The organism is Nocardia sp. NPDC049526 (genome assembly GCF_044465765.1).
Taxonomy (GTDB): domain Bacteria; phylum Actinomycetota; class Actinomycetes; order Mycobacteriales; family Mycobacteriaceae; genus Nocardia.
In genome coordinates this window covers 55,421-77,207 of sequence record NZ_JBITMA010000013.1, presented here as the reverse complement: position 1 = coordinate 77,207, position 21,787 = coordinate 55,421, and the positions used below count along the sequence as shown (strand labels likewise).

At 68.0% G+C, this 21,787-nt stretch carries 14 protein-coding genes; all 14 read right to left on the bottom strand.

Annotation, left to right across the window (positions count from 1 at the left end; translation table 11 throughout):
* Nucleotide 1 precedes the first annotated feature (1 nt).
* Genes ACIBW7_RS33365 through ACIBW7_RS33300 form a run of 14 tightly spaced genes read right to left on the bottom strand, consistent with a single transcriptional unit; the run spans nt 2 to nt 21,756 of the window.
* Nucleotides 2–1,267: a class I SAM-dependent methyltransferase gene (locus tag ACIBW7_RS33365; protein WP_397053352.1), complete on the bottom strand. Its 1,266-nt coding sequence runs from the start codon at nt 1,265–1,267 to the stop codon at nt 2–4.
* An 18-nt stretch (nt 1,268–1,285) separates the two neighbouring features.
* Nucleotides 1,286–2,161, bottom strand: a complete 876-nt coding sequence (locus tag ACIBW7_RS33360; protein ID WP_397053350.1) for an alpha/beta fold hydrolase — start codon at nt 2,159–2,161, stop codon at nt 1,286–1,288.
* On the bottom strand, nt 2,158–4,446 hold the full coding sequence (locus ACIBW7_RS33355) for an MMPL family transporter (RefSeq protein ID WP_397053348.1): 2,289 nt from the start codon (nt 4,444–4,446) through the stop codon (nt 2,158–2,160). Before ACIBW7_RS33355 ends, ACIBW7_RS33360 begins: the two co-directional genes overlap by 4 nt.
* On the bottom strand, nt 4,443–5,384 hold the full coding sequence (locus ACIBW7_RS33350; protein ID WP_397053346.1) for an oxygenase MpaB family protein: 942 nt from the start codon (nt 5,382–5,384) through the stop codon (nt 4,443–4,445). The genes ACIBW7_RS33355 and ACIBW7_RS33350 overlap by 4 nt, the downstream gene beginning before the upstream one ends.
* A 2-nt stretch (nt 5,385–5,386) precedes the next feature.
* Nucleotides 5,387–5,839 (bottom strand): SRPBCC family protein, encoded by a 453-nt coding sequence (locus ACIBW7_RS33345; protein WP_397053344.1) that lies wholly within the window; start codon nt 5,837–5,839, stop codon nt 5,387–5,389.
* Between the two features lie 7 nt (nt 5,840–5,846).
* Nucleotides 5,847–6,695 (bottom strand): SDR family NAD(P)-dependent oxidoreductase, encoded by an 849-nt coding sequence (locus ACIBW7_RS33340; protein ID WP_397053342.1) that lies wholly within the window; start codon nt 6,693–6,695, stop codon nt 5,847–5,849.
* Entirely contained in the window at nt 6,692–8,020 is a 1,329-nt protein-coding gene (locus ACIBW7_RS33335; RefSeq protein ID WP_397053341.1) for a protoporphyrinogen/coproporphyrinogen oxidase, read from the bottom strand. The genes ACIBW7_RS33340 and ACIBW7_RS33335 overlap by 4 nt, the downstream gene beginning before the upstream one ends.
* A 33-nt stretch (nt 8,021–8,053) precedes the next feature.
* A complete protein-coding gene (locus tag ACIBW7_RS33330; RefSeq protein WP_397053339.1) occupies nt 8,054–9,019 on the bottom strand; it encodes an AfsA-related hotdog domain-containing protein in 966 nt (321 codons plus the stop codon).
* A complete protein-coding gene (locus ACIBW7_RS33325) occupies nt 9,016–10,371 on the bottom strand; it encodes an NAD(P)/FAD-dependent oxidoreductase (protein ID WP_397053337.1) in 1,356 nt (451 codons plus the stop codon). Before ACIBW7_RS33325 ends, ACIBW7_RS33330 begins: the two co-directional genes overlap by 4 nt.
* Nucleotides 10,355–11,176 (bottom strand): thioesterase II family protein, encoded by an 822-nt coding sequence (locus ACIBW7_RS33320; RefSeq protein ID WP_397053335.1) that lies wholly within the window; start codon nt 11,174–11,176, stop codon nt 10,355–10,357. The genes ACIBW7_RS33325 and ACIBW7_RS33320 overlap by 17 nt, the downstream gene beginning before the upstream one ends.
* Complete coding sequence (locus tag ACIBW7_RS33315) at nt 11,173–14,208, bottom strand: type I polyketide synthase (RefSeq protein WP_397053333.1); 3,036 nt, start codon at nt 14,206–14,208, stop codon at nt 11,173–11,175. Before ACIBW7_RS33315 ends, ACIBW7_RS33320 begins: the two co-directional genes overlap by 4 nt.
* Nucleotides 14,205–19,685: a type I polyketide synthase gene (locus tag ACIBW7_RS33310; protein ID WP_397053331.1), complete on the bottom strand. Its 5,481-nt coding sequence runs from the start codon at nt 19,683–19,685 to the stop codon at nt 14,205–14,207. Before ACIBW7_RS33310 ends, ACIBW7_RS33315 begins: the two co-directional genes overlap by 4 nt.
* A gap of 6 nt (nt 19,686–19,691) precedes the next feature.
* On the bottom strand, nt 19,692–20,015 hold the full coding sequence (locus ACIBW7_RS33305) for an acyl carrier protein (RefSeq protein ID WP_397053329.1): 324 nt from the start codon (nt 20,013–20,015) through the stop codon (nt 19,692–19,694).
* On the bottom strand, nt 19,993–21,756 hold the full coding sequence (locus ACIBW7_RS33300; RefSeq protein WP_397053327.1) for a fatty acyl-AMP ligase: 1,764 nt from the start codon (nt 21,754–21,756) through the stop codon (nt 19,993–19,995). The genes ACIBW7_RS33305 and ACIBW7_RS33300 overlap by 23 nt, the downstream gene beginning before the upstream one ends.
* Nucleotides 21,757–21,787: the final 31 nt, after the last annotated feature.

Genomic DNA, 21,787 nt, shown 5'->3' with positions numbered 1-21,787 from the left:
CTTACGCTTCCGGACGACGGGCCACGGTATGGGTGACCCCGGTGAGTCCCATCTCGCAGCTGACCACCGAGATCGCGGTGAACATGCGCCAGGCGCGGGCCCGCTGCAGACCGATCTCGGCGACCACCGCGTCCCAATTCTGTTCGAGATTGCGCAGCCAGGCCCGATGGCTGGCGGCGAAGTGCATGCGCAGGTTCTCCACGCTGTCGATCTCCAGTCCGGCGCGCTCGAGCTGCTGGGTGAGCGCACTCAGCGTGGGAATATCGATCTCCGGAAAGATATAAGAGGTCAGAAACTCCGAAACACGCTGGTAGAACTGGCCTTTCCGAGATGCGTTGACATCGTGGACGAACGCCCGCCCACCCGGTGCGAGCAGCCCGTACAACGTATCGGCGTGCTCACGCAGACCGCGGCGGGTGAGGTGGAAGGTCATCTCGATGCTGGAAACCGCATCGAAGGGACCGTCGGTGACATCGCGGAAATCGCTCTGCCGGATCTCGACCCGATCGGCCACGCCCGACCGCTCGGCGAATTCCCGCGCGTAGGCGACCTGTTCACCCGCGAGGGTGACCCCGAGCGCGTCGACGCCATAATGCTGCGCCGCATGCACCACGAGTGCGCCCCAGCCGCAACCGATATCGAGCAGCCGCATCCCGGGCCGCAATTGCAACCGTTGGCAGATCCGATCGAGCTTGGCCCGCTGCGCCTCGTCCAGATCCGCGGGGTCGTCGGTATCGGCCCATACCGCACACGAATACACCATGGACGGGCCGAGCATCAGCCGGTAGAACTCATTGCTCAGGTCGTAGTGGTGCCGCACCGCCTGCGCGCCGCGCAACCCACGGCGCGACACCTCCGCACCGGGTGGATGCAGCGGCATCCCGAACAGTCCGGACCGCATCATCCAACCCGCCGTGCCGAGTCCGGCCGCGATTCGCCCGATCGTCGGACGCACCCGCATGGCACGGATATCGTCGAGCGAGCGATCGGCGGCGCGCAGCACCTCGCGCAGGAATTCGATGAGGCTGCCGTCGATATCGAGATCGCCATTGACGTAGGCGCGGGCGATGCCGAGATCGGTGGGGCGGTACAGCAGCCAGCGCAGCGCCTCCGGACGCTCCAGCACGGCGACCGGCCCGGGTCGTCCCGCGGTGGTGCCGTCCCACAGCCGGACCTGGGCGGCGACGGGTCCGCCCGCCATGCGTTCGACGGCGTCGAACAGGTGCTGGGCGGTGGCGTCGTCGGATGCGGTCGAGATCAATGCCATTGCTTATCTCCTCGGATATCAGCTGTGCGTGGCGGCGCGCAGGAACGGCAGCACCAACTCGGCGACGCGATCGGGGGAATCGAGATGGGTGTAGTGGCCGGAGTTTTCGAGCACGTGCACGTGGGCGTGCGGGAAGCTCTCCAACTGACGCTGCGCCTGTACCGCAGGGACGAAGTGGTTGTTCGCGCCCCAGATCACCAGGGCGGGACGGTCGAGTTCGCGCAGTTCGGGTGCGAGTCGGCCCAACCCGGAAGCGGCGGTCCCGCGGTAGTACCGCCACAGTGAGCGCCGCGCGGACCAGACGTATCCGGCTCGCCAGTCCCGTATCTGTTGCGCGGACAGTCGCGGTTCGTAGAGGCGCAGGATGATCCCGATGCCGAGGCGACCGGTCAGCGCCGTCAGATAGCCCAGGACCGGTATCCGGTGCAGCCGGGCGATCAGGTGCCAGTGGAAATCGCGCAGCGCTCCGGTATTGATCAGCACCGCGCTGGCGAACCGGTCGGGCTGGGCGACGGCCCAGCCGAGCCCGACCTCACCGCCCATATCGTGCAGCACCAGATGTGCCCGCTCGATGCCGAGGCGGTCCAGCACCGCGGTGAGGTAGTGCGCCCAGCCCGCGGTGCCGAAGCCCGACCAGTCGCGGGCCTCGTCGGCCGCGCCGAAGCCGGGTAAGTCGATCGCGACGGCCCTGGCGAACGCGCCGACGCGGGGCAGCAGATCGAGCCAGTCGTCGGCCGAGCGCGCACCGCCGTGCACCAGTACCACGGCCTCGTTCACATCGGCGGGTCCGGCCTGCAGCACCCTGGTGCGCAGCCCGAGTACTCGCAATTCGCTATGGCGCACACCGGTTTCGGCCGGTGTTGCCGCTACCGCCTCATCCCGTGCCTCGATCATGATCCGACTCCCGTCTGCTGTGGTTGCGCGGTATGCGGTGCGTCTTCTTCGATCGGCTCGGGCGGTTGCGCGGGCTCGTCGTCCTCGCTGATCGCCCATTTCTCATGCCAGCCGGACAGTCGGGCCGGCCCCCACCAATTCGCCCGCCCGAGCAGGCGCATGAACGCGGGCAGCAGCACCACCCGCATCAGGAATGCGTCCAACAGCACCGTGATGGTGAGCGCCGTGCCGAGCATCCGCATGGTCGACAGTTGGGATGCGATCAGGGCGCTGAACACAATGGCCATCACCACGGCCGCGGCCGTCACGATCCGTCCGGTGCGGGCCAGGCCCATGGCCACCGCACGCTGATTGTCCGCCGAGGTGCGTCCGGTCTTCAACCATTCCTCGCGCATACGCGAGATCACGAAGATCTCGTAGTCCATCGACAGGCCGTAGGCCAGGCAGAAAATCAGCGGGACGAAGGAGGCGGTGAGGTAGCCGGTGGTGGTCACCCCGAAGCCGCCGAGGTGGCCGTCCTGGAAGATCCAGACCAGCGCGCCGAATGCCGCGCTGATCGACAGCAGATTCATTACCAGCGCCTTGATCGGTAGCAGCACGCTGCCGGTCAGCAGGAACATCAGCCCGAAGGTGGCCAGCGCGACCAGGGCCAAGGCCAGCGGCGCGCGATCGGTGATACCGCCGATATGGTCGCGGCTACGCTGGGCCAATCCGTCGAAATACGCTGTGGCGGGCGGTGTCACGTCCTTCAGGGCGGTGAGCTGGTCTTGTCCTGCCGTCGAGAACGGGTCCTCGGTCGTCGAGACGGTGAGGTAGGAGTCGTCGCCGGAACGGCCCGCACCGGCCGCGACCGGGCTGATCAGCGAACCGTTGGCGTAGACGCCGCCCGGGGCGGCCACGGTCACGACGTGCGGCACCCGAGACAGCGCGGCCGCATACTCGTTGACTGCGCGCAGGCTCGGATTGCCGCCCACCAGCACGATCCGCGCGGTGCCCGCGTAGTTCTGTGTGAAGCCTTGGCGCAGTAGATCACCCGTCTGCCGCGACTGTTCGGAGGTCGGCAGCACCCGGTCGTCCGGGTAGCCGAGCCGCACCCCGAGGAACGGCAGACCCAGCACCAGGAACAGCGCGGTCACGATGATCGTCACCGGTATCGCGCGGCGCATCGCGAATATCGCGAGCCGGTAGAAGGCCGACTGCTCCGGTTCGGGTGTGCGCGGTTCGGCGCGGCCGAGCCAGCGCCGCACCGGCTTGCGCAGATCGAAGCTGTCGATGCGATCGCCGAGCAGCACGATCAATGCGGGTGCGACCACCAGGGTGCTCAGCAGGGCCAGTGCCGCACCCGCGACACCGGCATAGGCCAGGGAGCGCAGAAAGTACATCGGGAAGACCGCCATGGCGGCGGCCATCAGCGCGACCGTCAGTGCGGAGTAGGTGACGGCGCGGCCGGTGGTGGCGAGGGTGCGCCGCAGAGCGTGTTGCCGATCCGCGCCCGCGGTGACCTGTTCCCGATATCGATTGATCACCAGCAGCGTGTAGTCGATCGCCAAGGCCATACACATCGCCGTCGCGAGATTGAGCGCGAAGACCGACACATCGGTGAGCTTCGACAGAATCTCCAATACCGCAACCGTTCCCACGATCGAGATGCCCGCGACCGCCAGCGGCAGCATGGCCGCGACAGCACTGCCGAAGATCCACACCAGCGCGATGAAGGTGAACGGCACCGCGATGATCTCGACCCGGATGAGGTCCATGCGCGATTCGCGATTCAGATCGTCCTGCACGATCGCCTGGCCGCCCGCACTCACCCGCACACCATCGCGCTCACCGAGCAGCGGTCGCACCAGATCCCTGGCGCGCACCGGCGCGTCATTGTCCGAGCCGGCCACTTCGGCCGCGATCAAGCCGGTCTTATGATCCGCGGTCACGAAGTAGGTCGAAAGGCCAGGGGGCACTTCCCAATACGAGACGATCTGCCCGGCGTGCGGCGATGCGTGCAGTGCCGCCGATATCTGCTGTGCCCGCGCACGTGCCGCGGGTGCCTCCACCCCGGCATCGCTATCGACGCGCAGCACCAGCGTCATGCCACCGGCGTGGAACTGTTCGGCGAGAATCCGCTCGGCCTTCGCGGATTCGGCATCGGCGGGGCCGTAGCCACCGGTCGGCAGCCCGATCAGCGCGGGCGCTCCGATGATTCCGGCGATGGCGAAGAACACCACGGCCCCGATTGCGATCGCCCACGGCCGTCGCAGTGCCAGTGCGGCCAGCCTGTCGTAGATCATGAATTCCCCCCTGCTCGCAGGTGTCCGCGAATATCCGCGGGCATGGTGAGTTCGGCCGATGCCGGTGTGGCATCGCGATGGTGGTCACGCAGAATCGCGCCGGTCTCCGGAACGACCCGGTCGAAAATCGGGATCAGCACCCTATTGGCCCGCAGCACCCGCATTTCCGCGCGCACCAACGGCACCACGCTGCGTTGCTTGGCCGCGGACTGTTCGAATCCGCCTAGTGCCCGCATCCAGCGCGGCAGCGTCGCGATCACCGCAGGGGCATGCCATCTGGTCACGGCGGACAAGACGAATCCAGCGCGGGCGCGCGGGGTGCGCAGTACGAAATGGATGCCCTCGCGGGCGCGTTCGGTCACGCACAATCGCGGTCGCACCGAGGCGAGATATTCGCGCACGCCGTCGCGTGACAGCGGCACATCGGCGCGTCGGCAGGTCTGCAGCTCCGCCGCGGTCGCGCATTCGGCCCAGAACTGCCGCTCCCGCTTCGGCGGTAGTGGGCCGGGACCGAACATTTCGTAGCATTTGAGCACCGAATGCCACACCGTCACATGGGTATACAGCTGCGCGTCGGGGCTGTTGCCGTTGTATCGCCGCCCGGTCACCGGCTCTATCCCCACCGATTTGGCATGGATCCGCAACAGCCGATCCGAGGCGGCCACCGCGGTGCGCCCGTCACCGATGGCGATGCGCAGACCGTAGGCGAGGGTGCGGTCGGCACGTCCGCGCGGATCGCGGAAGATCTCTCCCGCGTCGGCGAGTCCGGCGGTGACGAACGGGTCGAAATGATGCACCACCGACCAGCGCTGAAACGCTAGGATCGTGGTCGGGCTGGTCCAGACCCGCCAGCTCGGCGAGTCCGGGCCGAAGAACCCGTAGTCCTCGGTGCGAATCGGAATCGGGGCGGGCGCGGACAGCGCCTCGACGGTGGCCATGGTCAACTCCGCAGTTCGGTCGAGTATTTGTCCAGGTAGCCCGCCAACCCCTTGGAGATGGATTCGACGGCGAGGCGCTGCACCACCCGCACCATGAAGCCGGGCACCGGAAGTCGGGGTTGGATGTAGTACCGGAAGATCACCCGGGTGCCCGCGGGGTCCGGGCACACCAGATACGATCCGCGCTGCTGGGCCAGGTGCGCGCTGCGCGTTGTGTCCCAACGCATTTCGTCGTCGCCCCACTCGTAGACGTACTCGTGATGGTCGGTGCGGCCGAACAGCGACACCTCGGCGTGCGCCCGCAGCGGACGGTCCTGGTCGTCGACCTCGTCGACCACCACCTTGCGGTGCACGGATGACCATTCGGGTAGTCGTTCCAGCGCAGCGAGCGCGCGCAGCACCGAGGCCGCGTCCACCGCGGTCGTAATGCTCGTTTCGACTTCCAGATTCGACATGCCGTCCTCATTCCTGTCGACTTGCACCGGTCGCGGTGAGCGCCGCACCGGGTCGGCGGCCCGGCGCGCGCAGCCGCGGTAGCACCACCGTCCGCAGTGCCGGGAAAAGCAGCGTGCGTGGCGTGTAGCGCCCGCCGAATGCCTGTGCCTTGGCCACCGTTCCCGGCACCACCACGCGGCGGCCACGCTCCAGACCGTCGAGTGCGTTGCGGGCCACCCGTAGCGGCCGCTGCCAGGCGAACCAGCGGTGCCGCTCGGTATCGGCGATCCCACCGACGCGATAGAACTCGGTGCGTACCGGACCTGGGGCGAGCAACGTGCAACTCACTCCGGTACCACGCAATTCGACGTGCAGTGCTTCGGCGAAGCTGTTGACGAAGGCCTTGCCCGCCGCATAGACCGCCCCCGTCGGCACCGGCTGCATACCTGCGGTGGAACCGGTGAACAACAGCGCGCCGGACCCCCGGGCCACCATGGCGGGCAGCACACTCAGCGTGAGCTCTTGTACCGCGACGACATTCACTTCGAGCTCGGCCGCGAGTGCGGCCGGGTCCGTGCCGGCGACCGGCCCACACACCGGGAATCCGGCGTTGTTGCAAAGGATTTCGACCTCGCGCTCACGCAGGTCCGCGCACAGCAGGGCGCGTTGGTCACGGTCGGCGAGATCGTAAGCAGCGATGTCGACTTCGGCCTGGTAGCGCTCCTTCAACCCGGTGGCGAGCTCGGCCAGCCGATCCACGCGCCGGGCCACCAGCATCAGCCGGTGGCCGCGCCGTGCCAGCTCCTCCGCCAGCGCGGCGCCGATCCCGGAGGAGGCGCCGGTGACCACCGCCCACGCCGACCGATTAGGACTCATGCCGGTACCACCGCACGCTCGAGATAGTCGGTGAGCGCGGCCGCGGCCGCGGCGCCGGATCGGCTGCACGCCTCCAGGTTCACGCCGAACAGATAGTCGCCGCACAGTGCGAGACCGGGCGTATCCGTCAGCTGCCGTCGCACGTCGGTGAGCAGATCCGCGTAGTACGGGCCGTAGGCGCAGTAGGCGGCGGGCCAGTGCCGGCTGATCGAGCGGATGCGCTTGCCCGGTGCGCTGTGCAGATATCCGGCGACATCCTGTTCGGCCTGATCCACCCAGGCGGACAGCAACTCCGGTGTCGGTTCGAGCCTGCCGTCGCGTCCGCTGAAGGTGTAGCGCACGATATGCCGGTCGTCGGCACCGTAGGCGCCCACATTGGTGCACGGCCCCTCGTCCAGGACCAGGGCCCGCACCCGGGACTCGAAGAACGGCCGATCGTATTCCACCAGCACGACCGTGGACGGGAAGTAGCGCACCTGCGTCAGCCGCTCGGCCAGCGCCGGGCGCGATTCGGACAGCAATTCGGCCGCCGCGTAGGCGGGTGTGGCCAGTACGACGCCGTCGTAGTCACGCTCGACGGTTTCCCCGCTGATCTCGACGTGCACCCCGCGCACCCGCCCGGCCTCGACGACGAGTCCGCGTACCGTCGCGCCGGTCACCACCGGGATCCGTGATTCGAATTCGCGCAGCACCGGTTGGATGCCGTCGGTCAGTTGTTCATAGGTATCCAGCATCAGCGACAGATTGGTGCCGAAGGTGCCCAGGTAGACCTCATCGGGCTCGGCACCGTTCATTCGAATTGTCATGGGGCGCAGCATGTTCTGGACCAGCTTGGCGCCGAAGTGCGCACTGAGCGGTGCCACGTCGCGGCGGCGGCCGAGTGCGCTGAAATACGGCGAACCGAGGAAGGCATTGGCCCGGTCGGCGCGGATCCGGGCCGCCATCACCCCGAGACGGCCGAGGTCCACCGGCGATGCGACCTCGAAGGTGTGCCGCAGGCTGCGCGCCAGATGCGAGGTATCGAGGGTGCGGATCTCGCCGCCGATTACTCGGGAGGAATTGATGCCGAATGGTTCCCACGGATGGTCACCCAATTCCGCGACCACACTGCGGAATTGGCTGTAGCCGCGACCGATATTCTTGCCGCCGGTCATGACCGGCCGATCGCCGAGATGATCGATGCCGAAGCGCCCGCCGAGCCGGTCGTCGCGCTCGAGCACCTCGACGGCGAAGCCCGCCCGGCGAAGCCCGAGCGCGGCGGTGATGCCGGCGATACCGCTGCCGACCACGGCCACCCGCGGGGCGGCTGAGCTGCTGGTTTCCATATGCTTTCCTCCTCTGGATGCGTCGCGTCTGCCTCAGCCGGGCAGCAGCGTCAGCGTCCCCTCGGCGATGGACTTGCCGAATTGGTGCAGTCCGACGGTGGTTTCGATTTCGCCGTCCGGCCCTACCTCGTCGATGACAACCGAACATGCGGCGGGCGAGTCGATTTCGGCGAAATCGGTGAAGACGGCCGATGCCGCCGTGACGAAGGCAGCGGCCGGATCCGGAAGGTGTCCGGCCGCCCCGGCCACGACAATCGAGGCTTGGCGGAATGCCTCGACACACAGCGGTCCGGGCAGGTGGTCGTAGTCGTGGTCGAAGTAGGACGGGTGACTGCGATCGACAATGATCGGAAAATGCTGCGGCCAAGCAGAATTCGATTCACCAATGACGACATTGCGGCCATCGGTGCGTCCGACCGCTGTCGCGGAGACCGGGACCGGTGCTGGCGCGGCCTCGACCACTGGTCGCCGCGAACGCTGGTAGCTCCGCAGCGCCTGGTAGTCCGCCGCGGCGAGGAAGACCACCTCACCCGCGAACGACATGGCCGGTTCGCCGCCGATCAGCGCGATACCCTCGAACGAGAGATCACCCTGATTCGCACCACGGTTCGTGGATCTGGCCACCCGATACTGGAACACCCCCTCCAGCGCGGTGCGGCGGTCGTCGCGAAATGCCGCGGGCTCCTCGGCCTCGAACCGGAACGAATGCATCGTGAACGGCGTGCCGACCGGAATCTCCAGGTGCCGGTGTATCACCACGAAGCAGGCCTGCCTGGCCGCCTCGGCCGCGGCGAAGGCGTCGTGGCGATGCGGAATTCGGTCCGCCCAGAGCAGATGTGCGCGTGGCACCTGGAAGGCGACGACGAATTCGTCCGCGCCGAGCCGCGCGGAGTCTGCGACCAGTACCTCCCCCAGATTCGCGCGATGAGCCAGCGTGCGCGGCACCGTCTGTTCGAAGCTCAGGCCCGCGTCGGCGGCGAGCCGGGTCTGTCTATTCATGCGGTTCGCACCCCCGGCGAAATCGGTTCCGGCTCATCGGCGAAGATCGGATTGCGGGCCCGCACCCGCCGCCGCAATTCCTGTTCGAGCAGCCGCGCGATATCGCCGACCACCGCGGTGCGGCGTTGGGTCGAATTCGAGATCAGCCGGGCGATCGCGGCGGCCAGCGTCGGCGAGAGCATGAGCTGGGTCGGGCTGCGTCGATGGCTGAACACCTCGAGGTAGCGATCGATGCGACCGCGCCGCGACAACTCCTGTAGTACCTGCGGGAAAAGTTCGGGAACCGGTCCGGCACAGGCGATATCGGCGGCGATCCAGTAATAGTCGGAATAGACACGGTCGCGTTTACGGCCCCACGCCGCCACCGCGCGATCCAATTTGGCCGGGCCGCGCCCCAGATGCGCGGTGATGGTCGCGGCCAGGGTCCGGGCCTGGTAGAAGGCATCGCCCATGCCGCGTCCGACGCCGGGATCCTTGAAATGCCCTGCGTCACCGATCAATGCCCAGCCGGGTCCGGCGGGCTCGCGGAAGTAGCCGTCGAACCTGGTGAATCCGTACATCTTGTCCGCGCGCCGCGCATGCGCCAGCACCTCGGCCACCGGGTCACAGCTGGCAACGTGTGCGCGCAGCATCCCCTCCGGGTCGCGACGGAACCGGTCCACCTCACCGATTTCCGGGGAGACGCTCACGATGTAGAGCCCGTGGTCGGCGGGTGCTGCGTACACGTGCCGATCCGCCCAGCGGTGGAATACGAAGGTGGGCACACTCCATTGCGCGCCCTCGAAATAGGTCCAGTAGTAAGAGCGTTCGTTCGGCACTACGTTGTATTGGCGTGAACCGACCAGGCGCGCGACGGTCGAGCGACGGCCGTCGGCACCGACCACCAGATCGGCGTGGAATTCGGTCTCCCGGCCGTCCCGCTCGGCCCGCACCCCGACCACCCGACCGTCGACGCGGATGAGGTCGATCGCGCGTGTCCCCATCTGAAGATCGGCACCGGCTCGGACCGCCGCATCGGCCAGGATCGGATCGAGTGCCTCGCGCCGTACGCAGGCGCCGCCGCCGACATCGCCGCGCTCGAGCGGAAAGTCCAGTACCGCACGGAATTCGTCCATCCGGGTATCGACTCTGGTCAGATAGGGCGCACCGGTCGCGCGGACCCGTTCGGTGACACCGAGCCGGTCCAGGAAGGTCAGCGAATCGGTCTGCATCATGTGCCCGGACAGCGTTGTCCGCAGCACCGGCGCCTTCTCCAGGACGGTGACCCGCAGTCCTGCCTCGGCCAGCAGGGCCGCGAGCGGGGATCCGGCGCAGCGCGCGCCGACGATGACTACATCAGACCGCTGTGGCACGACTCCCCCGATCGGCTCGGTCGCGGCCCGATGCGTCCTCGTCCAACAGGTCCGCGACGGCGTCGAGCACCGACTGTTCGTGATCACGCAGATAGAAATGGCCGCCGGGAAAGGTGCGCTCGGTGAACCGCGCCGTGGTCTCGAAGGCCCAGGGCCGCAACCGTTCCGGCGCGGCATCGGGATCGGATTCGCCGATCCAGCTGGCTATCGGACACGGCAGCGGAGCGGCGGGCCGATAGCGATAGCCGCGCAGCAGCTCCAGATCCGCCCGCGCGATCGGCAGGAAATGCGCGAGCAGTTCCGGCAGCGCGCGCACCTGATCCGGCACACCGCCGTAGTGCACGTCGAGCAGTTCCACCAGGTCCCGGTCGTCGCCGGGCACCGCGGGCGGCACGATGGTGCGGGTCGGCGCGACCCGGCCCGAGGCAACGAGATGTCGTGGTGGAGTCCCGTTCCGGGTCAGTGCACGGGCTACCTCGAAGGCGAGCAGCGCGCCGAGACTGTGCCCGAAAAGTACCAGCGGTGCGCTCACCTGTCCCGCTAGTACCTCGGCGATCTCCTCGACCAAAGGTGGCCAGTCCGTGGCGAACGGTTCGCGCACCCGACCGGCGCGGCCGGGCAATGTCACCGTCCACACCTCGGCGTCCGGCGCCAGCGCGGCGGGCCAGTTCCGGAATGCGGCCGGGCTGCCCCCGGCATGGGCGAAGCACACCAGCCGAATCGGGGCCTGCGGCTGGATCCGGGTGCAGGTCAGCCCGGCGGGTAGTCGGCGTGCGCCACCGGCGCGGATCGGATTCGGGTTCACGATGCCCTCTCCATCGGCTCGGAGTCGGATACCGGTCCTTCGGGTTGCTCCAGCGCGTCGACAATGGCGCGTGCCAGGTCACCGGGCGGCCCACCCGCGAGCAGTGCCGCGAGTGGTACCGGCACGCCGAGATCGGCCTCCGCCTGATTCTTGAGTTCGACGATGACCAGCGAATCCAGTCCGAGGTCCTGTACCGGAAGGTGTTCGGGGACCTCCGACGGATCGGTCAAGCCGAGTGCGGTCGCCAATCGCTCCCGGATGTAGGCGGTGAGCACGCTGATGCGCTCTGCCCTCGGCAGTGCGACGACAGCGACCGGCGCCGCTGCCGCGACGTCGACCGGCTCATCGGCCAGCCATTCCAGCCAGTGCCTGCGGTGCTGCCACGGGTACTTCGGCAGGGCGACCCAATTCTTCGGTGCTGGCACCACGGCCGACCAGCGCACCGCGGCACCGTCCTCGTAGAGTGCGGCCAGTGCGTCGAAGCGTTGGCGTGGCCGGTCACGGTGCAGACTTGCCACCGAACGGTGCGGGATGTCGAGTGCGTCGAGGGTTTCGCCGATACTGCGCAGCAGTGCCGGATGCGGCCCCAGTTCGAGGAAGGTGGTGATCCCGGCGCGCGCGGCAGATTCGACGGCGGTCCGGAACTGCACGCGATCGCGCAGATTCCGCACCCAGTGGTCGGTGGTGAGACCCGCCAGGTCGAGCCGGTCGCCGGTGACCGTCGAATAGACCGGTACCTCGGCTCGATCTGGCAGTGGCAGTCCCGCGCCGAGCCGGTCCGCCGCGTCTTGCAGCAGCGGACTGTGGAAGGCGTATTCCGTTGCCAGTCTTCGGCTCTCGGCACCGAGCGATTCGGCGACCGCTACCACCTTCGCCACCGCGTCCGCCGCACCGGATACCACCGTGGCGCGCGGACCGTTGACCGCGGCGATATCGACCTCGGCCGCCAGCGGCCGCACGATCTCCTCGACCTGCGCGACGGGAAGACTCAGACTTACCATGGCGCCGCCACTCGCCAGTTCCTCGCATACCGCCGCTCTGGCAGACAGCAATTCGAACATGGCCCGGGTGCTCAATGCCCCGGCGCTGCGCAGCGCCACGATCTCACCGAGGCTGTGTCCGAGCACGGCATGCGGTTGCACACCCCAAGAACGCCACAGTGCGTCGAGGCCGAGTTGTACTGCGGCGATGCAGGTTTGGGCGACTTCGGTGCGTGCCAGCCGGTTCTGTTCCGCTGGTGCCTCGAGCTCCGCGAGCAGCGACCAACCCGCCACTTGCCGCACAATGTCGTCGCATTCGGTCAACACGGTGCGCACCACCGGTTCGGTCGCCAACAGTTCCCGTGCCATTCCCGGCCACTGAGTGCCCTGCCCGCTGAAGACGAAGGCGACTCGCGGTGTCGACCGGCGAACTTCGGTATCGCCGAACAGCATTGGCCGGCGCAGTATGCGAACCAGTTCGCGCGGTGTCGCACCGACGGCGGCCCGGCGCACCGGATGATGGTCGCGGTGTAGCGCCGCCGCCGCGCACAGCTCTGCCGCGGTCGCGGTATCGACGCCGGTCAGCCGCTCGGCGTAGTCGGCGGCGAGTGCGCGCAAGGCGTCGGTGCCGCGTGCCGAGATGGGCAGTATCAGTGGCTGGTCCGATTCGTCGCGGGGCTCGACGGCGGCGGATCGCGCCTCCTCGAGTACCACATGCGCGTTGGCCCCGCCGAAGCCGAACGAACTCACCGCCGCGCAGACCGGGTCTTCGTCGGCGGTCAATGGCGTCGGTACCGTCGGAATCGTCAAACGTGTTCCGGTCAAGGAGATTTCGGGGTTGAGTCGGCGCAGGTGCAGATGCGGCGGCACCTCCCGGTGTTCGAGCACCAGTATCGATTTGATCAGGCCGATGATGCCCGCGGCCGCCTCCTGATGCCCGAAGTTCGTCTTGACCGATCCCATCGCGCACGGATGCTCGCCGTGTCCGTACACCGCCCGAATGCCCTCGACCTCGATCGGGTCGCCGAGTGCGGTACCGGTGCCGTGCGCCTCGACGTAGCGCACCCGGGTCTCGGCCACCGCGCCGTCGGTCAGCGCGGCGCGCAGTAATCCGGCCTGGGCCAAGGGATTCGGGGCGGTGAGTCCATTGGTTCGTCCGTTGTGGCCGATCGCGGTGCCGCGGATCCAGGCCCGCGCTCGGCGACCGGGGGTCTCGGCATCGGCGGCCCGGCCGAGCAGCAGCACGCCCGCGCCTTCGGCGCGCACGATGCCGTCGGCGTCGCTGTCGAAGGTGCGGCAGCGCCCGCTCGGCGACAGCGGCAGCACCTTCTCGGTGACCAGGGTGGACAGTGGCGACAGCAGCACATTCACCCCGCCGATCAGCGCCAGATCGCAGTCACCCGCGCGCAGCGCGCGCACCGCGAGATGCACCGCGACCAGTGACGACGAACACGCGGTATCGACCGCCACACTCGGCCCACGCAGATCCAGCAGGTAGGACAGTCGGTTGGCGGCCACGCTGTGCGCACCACCCGGTGCGGTATAGGCCGTGATCCGTTGCGGATCCTGCGATTGCAGGCCGAGATAATCGGTGCCGTAGATACCGAGGAACACCCCGACCCGGCGCTCGCGCAGCTCCACCGCCGTGAGGCCCGCGTCTTCCATTGCCTCCCAGGCGAGTTCGAGCACGATCCGGTGCTGCGGATCGATATGGTCGGCCTCGGCCGCGCCGATACCGAAGAATTCGGCGTCGAAACCGTCGACCTCGGGTAGCAGTCCGGCCCACTTTCCGGGCTGGGTGGCGACCGTGGTCGCGCCATCGCGTCGACCGTCGACGGTATTGACCAGTGGCGCAACGGTATCCACGCCGTCGCGCAGCAGCTGCCAGAACTGTTCGGTATCCCGGGCTCCGCCGGGTGTGCGCACACCGGCGCCGAGTACCGCGATCGGCTCGCGGCGGGCCTGCTCCACCGATTCCAGGCGACGCCGCGCCGCGCGCAATTCACGCAGCGCCTGCTCCAGCAGGTTTCGCTGATCTGTTCCGGTCGTCATTTGTCCCCCATCTCCCGCAGCGCCTGGATCTCGGCGGCCAGCAGCTCGGTCAGCTCGTCGTCGGCCAGTTCGCTCAGCTCCGTGTCGTCGATCAGAGATGTGTTGTCCGACTCCGTGTTCGGCTCCGCCGCCACAGACGACGGTTCGCAAAGCCGGATCTGTAATTCGGCCGCGAAGGCCTCGACCGTCGGATGTGCGAAGAACAGCGCGGCCGATAGCTCCATATCGAAGCCGGTCTGCAGCCGGTCGCGCAGTTCGATGGCGGTCAGCGAGTCCAGCCCCGATTCCTGGAAAGGCAGCTGCGGATCGATCTGATCTGGCTGCGTACCGAGTACCTCCGCCACCAGACCGAGCAGAATCCGCTCGAGTTCGGCGCACTGCGCGGTACGGGAGTCCAGGGCGAGCACGGCGGCACGGGCCGCACCACGCGCGACGGGTTGGCCCGTATCGACCGTTCCGGCCACCGGAGCGAGCAGTGTGCGCAGCGGCGGCGGCAGCACTGTCAACGTGCGACGCAGCGGCTCCGGATCGAAGGCAGCGGCCACCACCGTGGGTGCGCCCGCCCCGAGCGCCGACTCCAGTAGTTCCAGTCCGGCCTCCGGTGCCAACGGTGGCAGGCCACGACCCGCGATCCGTTCGACACCGCCCGCCTGCACGGCGAGCCCGGCTCCGCCCCAGGTTCCCCACTGAATGCTCAATGCGGGCATGCCTGCCGCGGCCCGATGCTCGGCGAGCGCGTCGAGGAAGGTGTTCGAGGCCGCGTAGGCAGCCTGTCCCGGTGAGCCGGTCAGCCCGGCCAGGGACGAGAACAAGACGAAGTGCTCGATCGGTAGATCGCGAGTCGCGTGGTGCAAATGCCAAGCGCCCATGGCCTTTCCATCGAGCGCGGCGGTGAGTTCCGCGGTGCCCACCGACGGCAGAAGTGCGTCGGCGAGGACACCGGCGGCATGGAATACGCCCGCGAGCGGATACTCGGTCGCCTGAATCGCCGCGATCAGCGCGTGAACCTGATCGGCGTCGGATACCTCGAGCGCTGCGGCCCGTACATCGACGCCCGGTGCGGCCAGCTCCGCGCGCAACGAATCCGTCGACGGGGTGGGCCCGGTTCGGCTCGCCAGCACCACATGCCGGGCACCGTGGCTGATCAGCCAGCGCGCGACATGCCTGCCGAGGACACCGAAGCCACCGGTGATCAAATAGGTCCGGTCGGCGCGCACGGATGGTCGCCGGTGTGCGGCGGCACCGGTCAGCCGGCTCAGCACCGGTTCGAATACCGTGCCATCGCGCACGATCGCCTGATCCACGGCATCACCACCCCGGATCAGCTCGCCCAGCGCCGCGATATCGCGGTCCGCGACGGACCAGCAGTCGGTGCCGCCGGTGGTCTCGAGATCGACCAGGCCGAAGATCAGCTTCGGCAGCTCGAGTGCGACGCTGCGCCCGAGCCCCCACAGCACCGCGCCGAACAGGGTCGAAGCATAGGCATCAAGACTCGGTTGCTGAGTATCGGCAGTGGCGAACCACAGTGCGGGCGTCGCGGGCAGATCCGCGACCGCGCGCGTCAGTTGCAGCGCTCGGCTCGCCGCGTCGCGGAGGTTGTCGAGCGCGGGGGCTTTCGGGCCCGCCACCGTCGCCCGCAGGTCGATAATGCCCTGCGGGACACCGATTTCGGCGGTGGCCTCGGCCAGTAGCTCGGCATAGTCGGCGGCCGTCGCCAGACGCCGCACAATCGTGGTCACGGCGCTGTCGTCGAGCTGCGGCGCCGGGACTCGGCGGTCCGATCGGGCCGCGGTGTCCAGGTCGAGATCGATTACCGCCAGCGTCCGGATGCCGGGCGCGGTGAGCCGCGGTGCTACGCGGCTCACCGCCGCATGATCGCCGAGTACCACCCACGGGCCCGGCGCGGACGCGGTTTGCCGCGCATCGCGCGGTTCCCAGCGCACGCCATACAGCCGCCCGTGCTCGGGTCCACGCACTGGATTCGCGTAGCGAACGGTGAATCCTGTTGCCTGCCAGCGGATAACACCGGACTCATCGGTAATCGTGACGTCGGCGATCAGTTCACGACCGGTGACCGCGCGGACCTCGGCGTGGCACCAGCCCGCGCTCACCGTCGCCTCGGGCGCGGTGACCGTGATCAGTTCCACGCCGACCGGCAGCGGTAGCGAACCCGCCGAATCATGCCGGGCGGCAGCGGCGATCGTATGCAGACAGGAATCCAGTAGCGCCGGATGCAGTGGACGAGCATCGGCACCGAGACCGTCAGGGCGGGCGAAGCGTCCGAGCGCCGCATTCGGGCCGGTCCAGACCTCGGTCAGCGCGCGGAAGGCGGGCCCGTAGCGCAGTCCGACCGCCGCAAGTCCGTCATAGAGCGTCGTCACCGGCATCGGGTCGACACAGTGCCGGCGAATGGCGTCGAGATCGAACCCCTGCGACATGACGGCCGCGGATTCTGTCGCGGTGCCGATGATTCCGGATGCGTGCCGGATCGCTGCCCGGTTCGTGGGCACCGACACGATATCGAATCGTCGCTCGCCGTCCGGATGTTTGCGCACCGAAAGTTGCAGGACGTCACCGCCCCGCTCGGCCGGACAGTACGGCGCGGTGAACTCCACCTGCCGCAGCACGACCGGTCCCGCCGGCGCCGCGGCGGTCTGCGCGGCCGCGAGCCAGTACGCGCCGGGCACCACCGACTGCTCCTCGACCTGATGTTCGGCCAGTTCGGGACGTGCGGTGCGATCGAAGGTCAACGGCCACAACTGCATCGACGGATCCACCCCGATCGGGATGCTCGGTCCCAGCAGTGCGCCGCTGCGCCCCGGCCGCATGGCCGAGTCCAGGGCGTCGACGGCACGGATCGCCGGGTAGCGCCGATGCGCCCAGACCGGACGCGGCAGGGTGCGATGCGGTACCGGACCCGGATGCCGTGCATGCCAATCCACCGGCACACCAGCGGTATAGGCAGTCGCGACGCCGCGCAGCAGTCCGGCGAGTTCGTCCTCGTCACGGCGCATTGATGCCAGTACCGAGGCCTGATGCCCGCCCGCCGCGACGATGTCGGTCAGCGCATGCCCTAGCACCGGATGCGGCGATATCTCGATCAGCACCCGATGCCCATCCGCGAGCAGCCGATCGGCCGCCGGGAAGAAACGCACCGGCGCACGCAGATTGCGCACCCAGTAGTCCGCACCGAGTTCCGCGCCGGACACGGGTTCACCGAAAACGGTCGAGTAGAAGGGAATTTCGCTGTGCTCCGGCCGCAGTCCGGTCAGTGCCGCGGCCAGGCGCGGCTGCAGCGGTTCGACCTCCGGACTGTGTGCGGCGAAGGCGACCGCGATGCGGCGCACGAAAACCCGTCGCCGCTCCAACTCGGTGACCAGCTCCTCGATCGCGCCGACGGTGCCCGACATGACCGTCGCGCGTGGGCCGTTGAGCGCCGCGACCGACAGTACGTCCGTGCGACCGCGAGTCAGCTCCGCCGCCTCCTCGGCACCCAGCTCGACCAACGCCAACGCCCCGCGCCCGGAGATCTCCGCGGCCAATTCACTGCGTGCGCATACCACGCGGGCAGCTTGTTCCAAGCTCAGCGCACCCGCGATATGGGCGGCCGCGATCTCGCCCATACTGTGCCCGATCACCGCGGCGGGCCGGATGCCCCAGGCCTGCCAGGTCCGCGCGAGCGCCACCTGCACAGCGAACAGCGCGGGTTGGATATGTTCGGTGCCATCGGCGACCAGACCGTCCGCATCCGCCCACAGGGAGGTGCCGATCAGCTCGGCGATGACGGCATCGCATTCCGCCAGCGCCGCCCGGAATTCCGGCACCGCGGCGGCCAGGCGGCGTCCCATACCCAGCCACTGCGGCCCCTGCCCGGGAAATACGAAGGCGACCCGTGGGGTGCGGCCCGGCCGGTCGCGTGGACCGACCAGTTGCGGCGTCGATTCCCCGCGCCCGAGTGCCGCCATGGCCGAGCTGAGTTCGCCCGTATCGGCGGCGATCACCGCGAGCCGATGCCGATGGTGGTCGCCACGCACGGCGGCAGCAGCGGCCGTAGCGGCGAGTTCGGCCGGATCTTCGTCCAGTCGCTGCGCGAATTCCTGCCAGTCCACGGCGGTTTCACGGAGTTGCTGCGCGGAGACAACCGAAATGGGCACCAGTACAGGCAGTTCCGCCGGCCGGGTGTCGACTCGAGCACGCGGTGCGGTTCCGGACATCACGATATGGGCGTTGGTACCGCCGAATCCGAAGGAACTCACCGCGGCCAGCGGAATATCGCCCGCCGTCGGCCAGGGCTCCAGGTCGGTCTGCACGGTGACCGGGATGCGCTCCAGCCCGAGTAGCGGATTCGGTTGCTGGAAGTGCACGATCGGTGGCAACGTCCGATGATGCAGGGCCAGTGCGGTTTTGATCAGCCCGGCGACGCCGGCGGCGGCTTCCAGATGCCCGATATTCGTTTTGCCGGAGCCGATCCGCAGGACGCGGTCGCGTCCTGGACCGAGCACCGTCGCGAGCGCACCGACCTCGATCGGATCACCCACCGCGGTGCCGGTCCCGTGCGCTTCGACATAGTCGACCACGGCCGGCGATATCCCGGCATCCCGGTACGCGGCGGTCAGCAGCGCCTGCTGCGCGATGCGGCTCGGCGCGGTGAGCCCATTGGTCTTGCCATCGTGATTGGTCGCGCCGCCGAGGACCGTGGCGTAGATGCGGTCGCGGTCGGCCAGCGCCCGCGACAGCGGTTTCAGCACAACGAAACCCGCGCCTTCGCCGCGAACATATCCATCGGCACGGTGGTCGAAGGCCTTGCACCGGCCGTCCGGCGCCATCAGTCCGCCCTGGCTGAAAATGATCGCGATCCCGGGACTGGTGATGACATTCACCCCGCCCGCCACCGCGATATCGACCTCACCGCGCTGAATCGCCTGTGCCGCAAGGTGAATCGCGACCAATGAGGACGAACATGCGGTATCGACCGTCAGACTCGGCCCGCGCAGATCCAGGCAGTAGGAGATGCGGTTGGCGATAATGCTGAGTGCGCTGCCGGTGCCGTCATAGATACCGGGCGCACCGCCGGAGGCCTGCAATGCCGCGCCGTGGTCATAGGTGGACGCGCCGACATAGATCCCGACCGACCGCTCGGCCAACGACGCCATGGGAATGCCCGCGTCGGCCAGCGCCTCATAACTCACCTCCAGCGCCAACCGCTGTTGCGGATCCATCCGCTCGGCCTCGCGCTGGGAGATGCCGAAGAATCCGGCGTCGAAGGAATCGATATCGGAAAGGAAGCCACCCCAGCGGGTATTCATCCGCCCCGGGGTGCGCGGCTGATCGTCATAGAAATCCTCGACCGGCCAGCGGTCACGTGGCACCTCGCTGATCGCGTCGACACCGTCGAGCAGCAGCCGCCAGTACTCGTTCGGCCCGGTCGCTCCCGGAAATCGGCAGCCGATGCCGACAATCGCAATAGGATCGGTCATGGCAGCTCAGCCCGCCGCCGGCGCGCCCGGACGCCCGAGCTCGTCGACGATATATCCCGCAATCGCATCGATCGACGGATAGTCGTAGGCCAGCGTCGGCGGCAGCTCCAGTCCGACCCAGCGCGAGAGCCGGTCCGATATCTCGACCGCCTGCACCGAGGTAAGGCCCAATTCGACAAAGGGTGCGTCACATTCGACGGCCGTCGGATCGTCATCGATATATTCGGCGACCGCGGCGGCGATCCACTCCATGATCAGATCGTGGGCTCGCTCGCGTCCGTACCGTGCCGGATCCGGTACCGCAACGTCAGGATAGGGCTGAATCGACATCGTGACCTCCTCGCTCAGTCGCGAGCACCGCTACTGGGTTGTTCAACCGGACCAGTTCGCCGCGCTGGAATGCGGTTCGGCAGGCACTGCGCCGGGGCTTGCCGCTGGATGTGCGCGGCACCGAATTCGGCTTCACGAGCACGATCCGATGCGCCCGCAGACCGTGATTCGCGCTGACCGCACTGCGGATCAGTCGCTCGATGCGGACCTGTTCCTCCGGTTTGCGGGTGGTGGTTTCGGCCACCACCGCGAGCTTCTCCGCGCCGTCGGCACCGAAGGTGAAGACGATGCTGCTGCGGACATTCGGATGGATCGCCTCCACGGTCGCCTCGATATCCTGCGGATAGTGATTGCGGCCGGCGATGATGATGAGATCCTTCAGGCGCCCGGTCACGAACAGTTCGCCCGCGCGCAGGACACCGAGATCCCCGGTGCGTAGGAAGGGACCCTCCCCGGTATCGGCGAGATGCGCACCGAAGACGTGCTCGCTTTCCTCCGGGCGCCCCCAATAGCCGCGGCCGATATCCGGCCCGGCCGCCCAGATCTCGCCGACTTCGCCGTCCGCACAGCGCCGCAATGTCACCGGGTCGGCGATGACAATGCTGCGATGCAGTCGCGCGGTGCCGCAGCCGACCATCTCGGTGTAATCAGCATCCGCCGTCTCTTCGAAACGTCCCTGTGCCAGTGCGTCTTTCGCCACGCGACGGCGAACAGCGCCGAGCGATGGACCGCCCGCACCGCTGACCATGACGGTGCTCTCGGCCAATCCGTAGCAGGGGTACCACGCGCGCGGATCGAAACCGTAGGGGCCGAAGGCCCGCGCGAATGCGTCGAGCGTTTCCGCGCGTACCGGTTCGGCCCCGCTGAATGCCAATTTCCAACTGCTCAGATCGAGTTCGGCTCGCTCCTGTTCGGAGATCCGGCGTACACACAGGTCGTAGGCGAAGTTGGGCGCACCCGATATGGTCGCCCGGTACTTGGTGATCGCCTGCAGCCAGCGGGCGGGCCGGTGCAGAAAGGCCATCGGCGACATGAAGACTCCCGGTGTCGCGGTGTACACGACGCCGAGCAGGTTCCCGATCAACCCCATATCGTGGTACAGCGGCAGCCAGGACACTCCGATATCGGCCTCGGACAGATCCGCACCCGATGCGATCAGGCGCTCGTTGTGCATCAGCGCATCATGGGTGATCACCACCCCCTTGGGTTCCGAAGTCGACCCGGACGTGTACTGCAGAAACGAAATATCCTCCGGCACAACGGTTGTCGGCACAAAGCGGGTTGCGTCGCCGGGCACCACCCGATCGACCACCAGCCAGCGCGCCGTCGCGAGTTCGGGCACCACCGCGACAACCGCATCCCGATCCGCCGCTGCACCGGCGGCGAGCACCACCCTGGGGCGGCAGTTGCGCGCGATCGACCGCAGGGTCTGCACGCGCTGCCCGGAACCGGCCGGAAATGGCGGATATGCCGGTACCGCAATAACATTCGCATATTGGCAGGCCACAAAGGCTCGGCAGAAGTCGTATCCGTCGGGTGCCAGGATCAGCGCCCGATCACCCCGCTCGGCCGACTCCTGGATATGCGCACCGATTGCCCTTCCGTAGCAATCCAATTCGGCGAACGTGAGGCTCTCGCCCTCGTCCGATCCGTCGGCCAGGAATCGATAGGCGATCGACGAACCCTGTCGTTCCCCCCGGTGTTCCAGCAGAGATAGGAATGTAGCGGCCCTGGTTTGCACAGAATCTCACCCCATGCGCAAAAAGTGATTC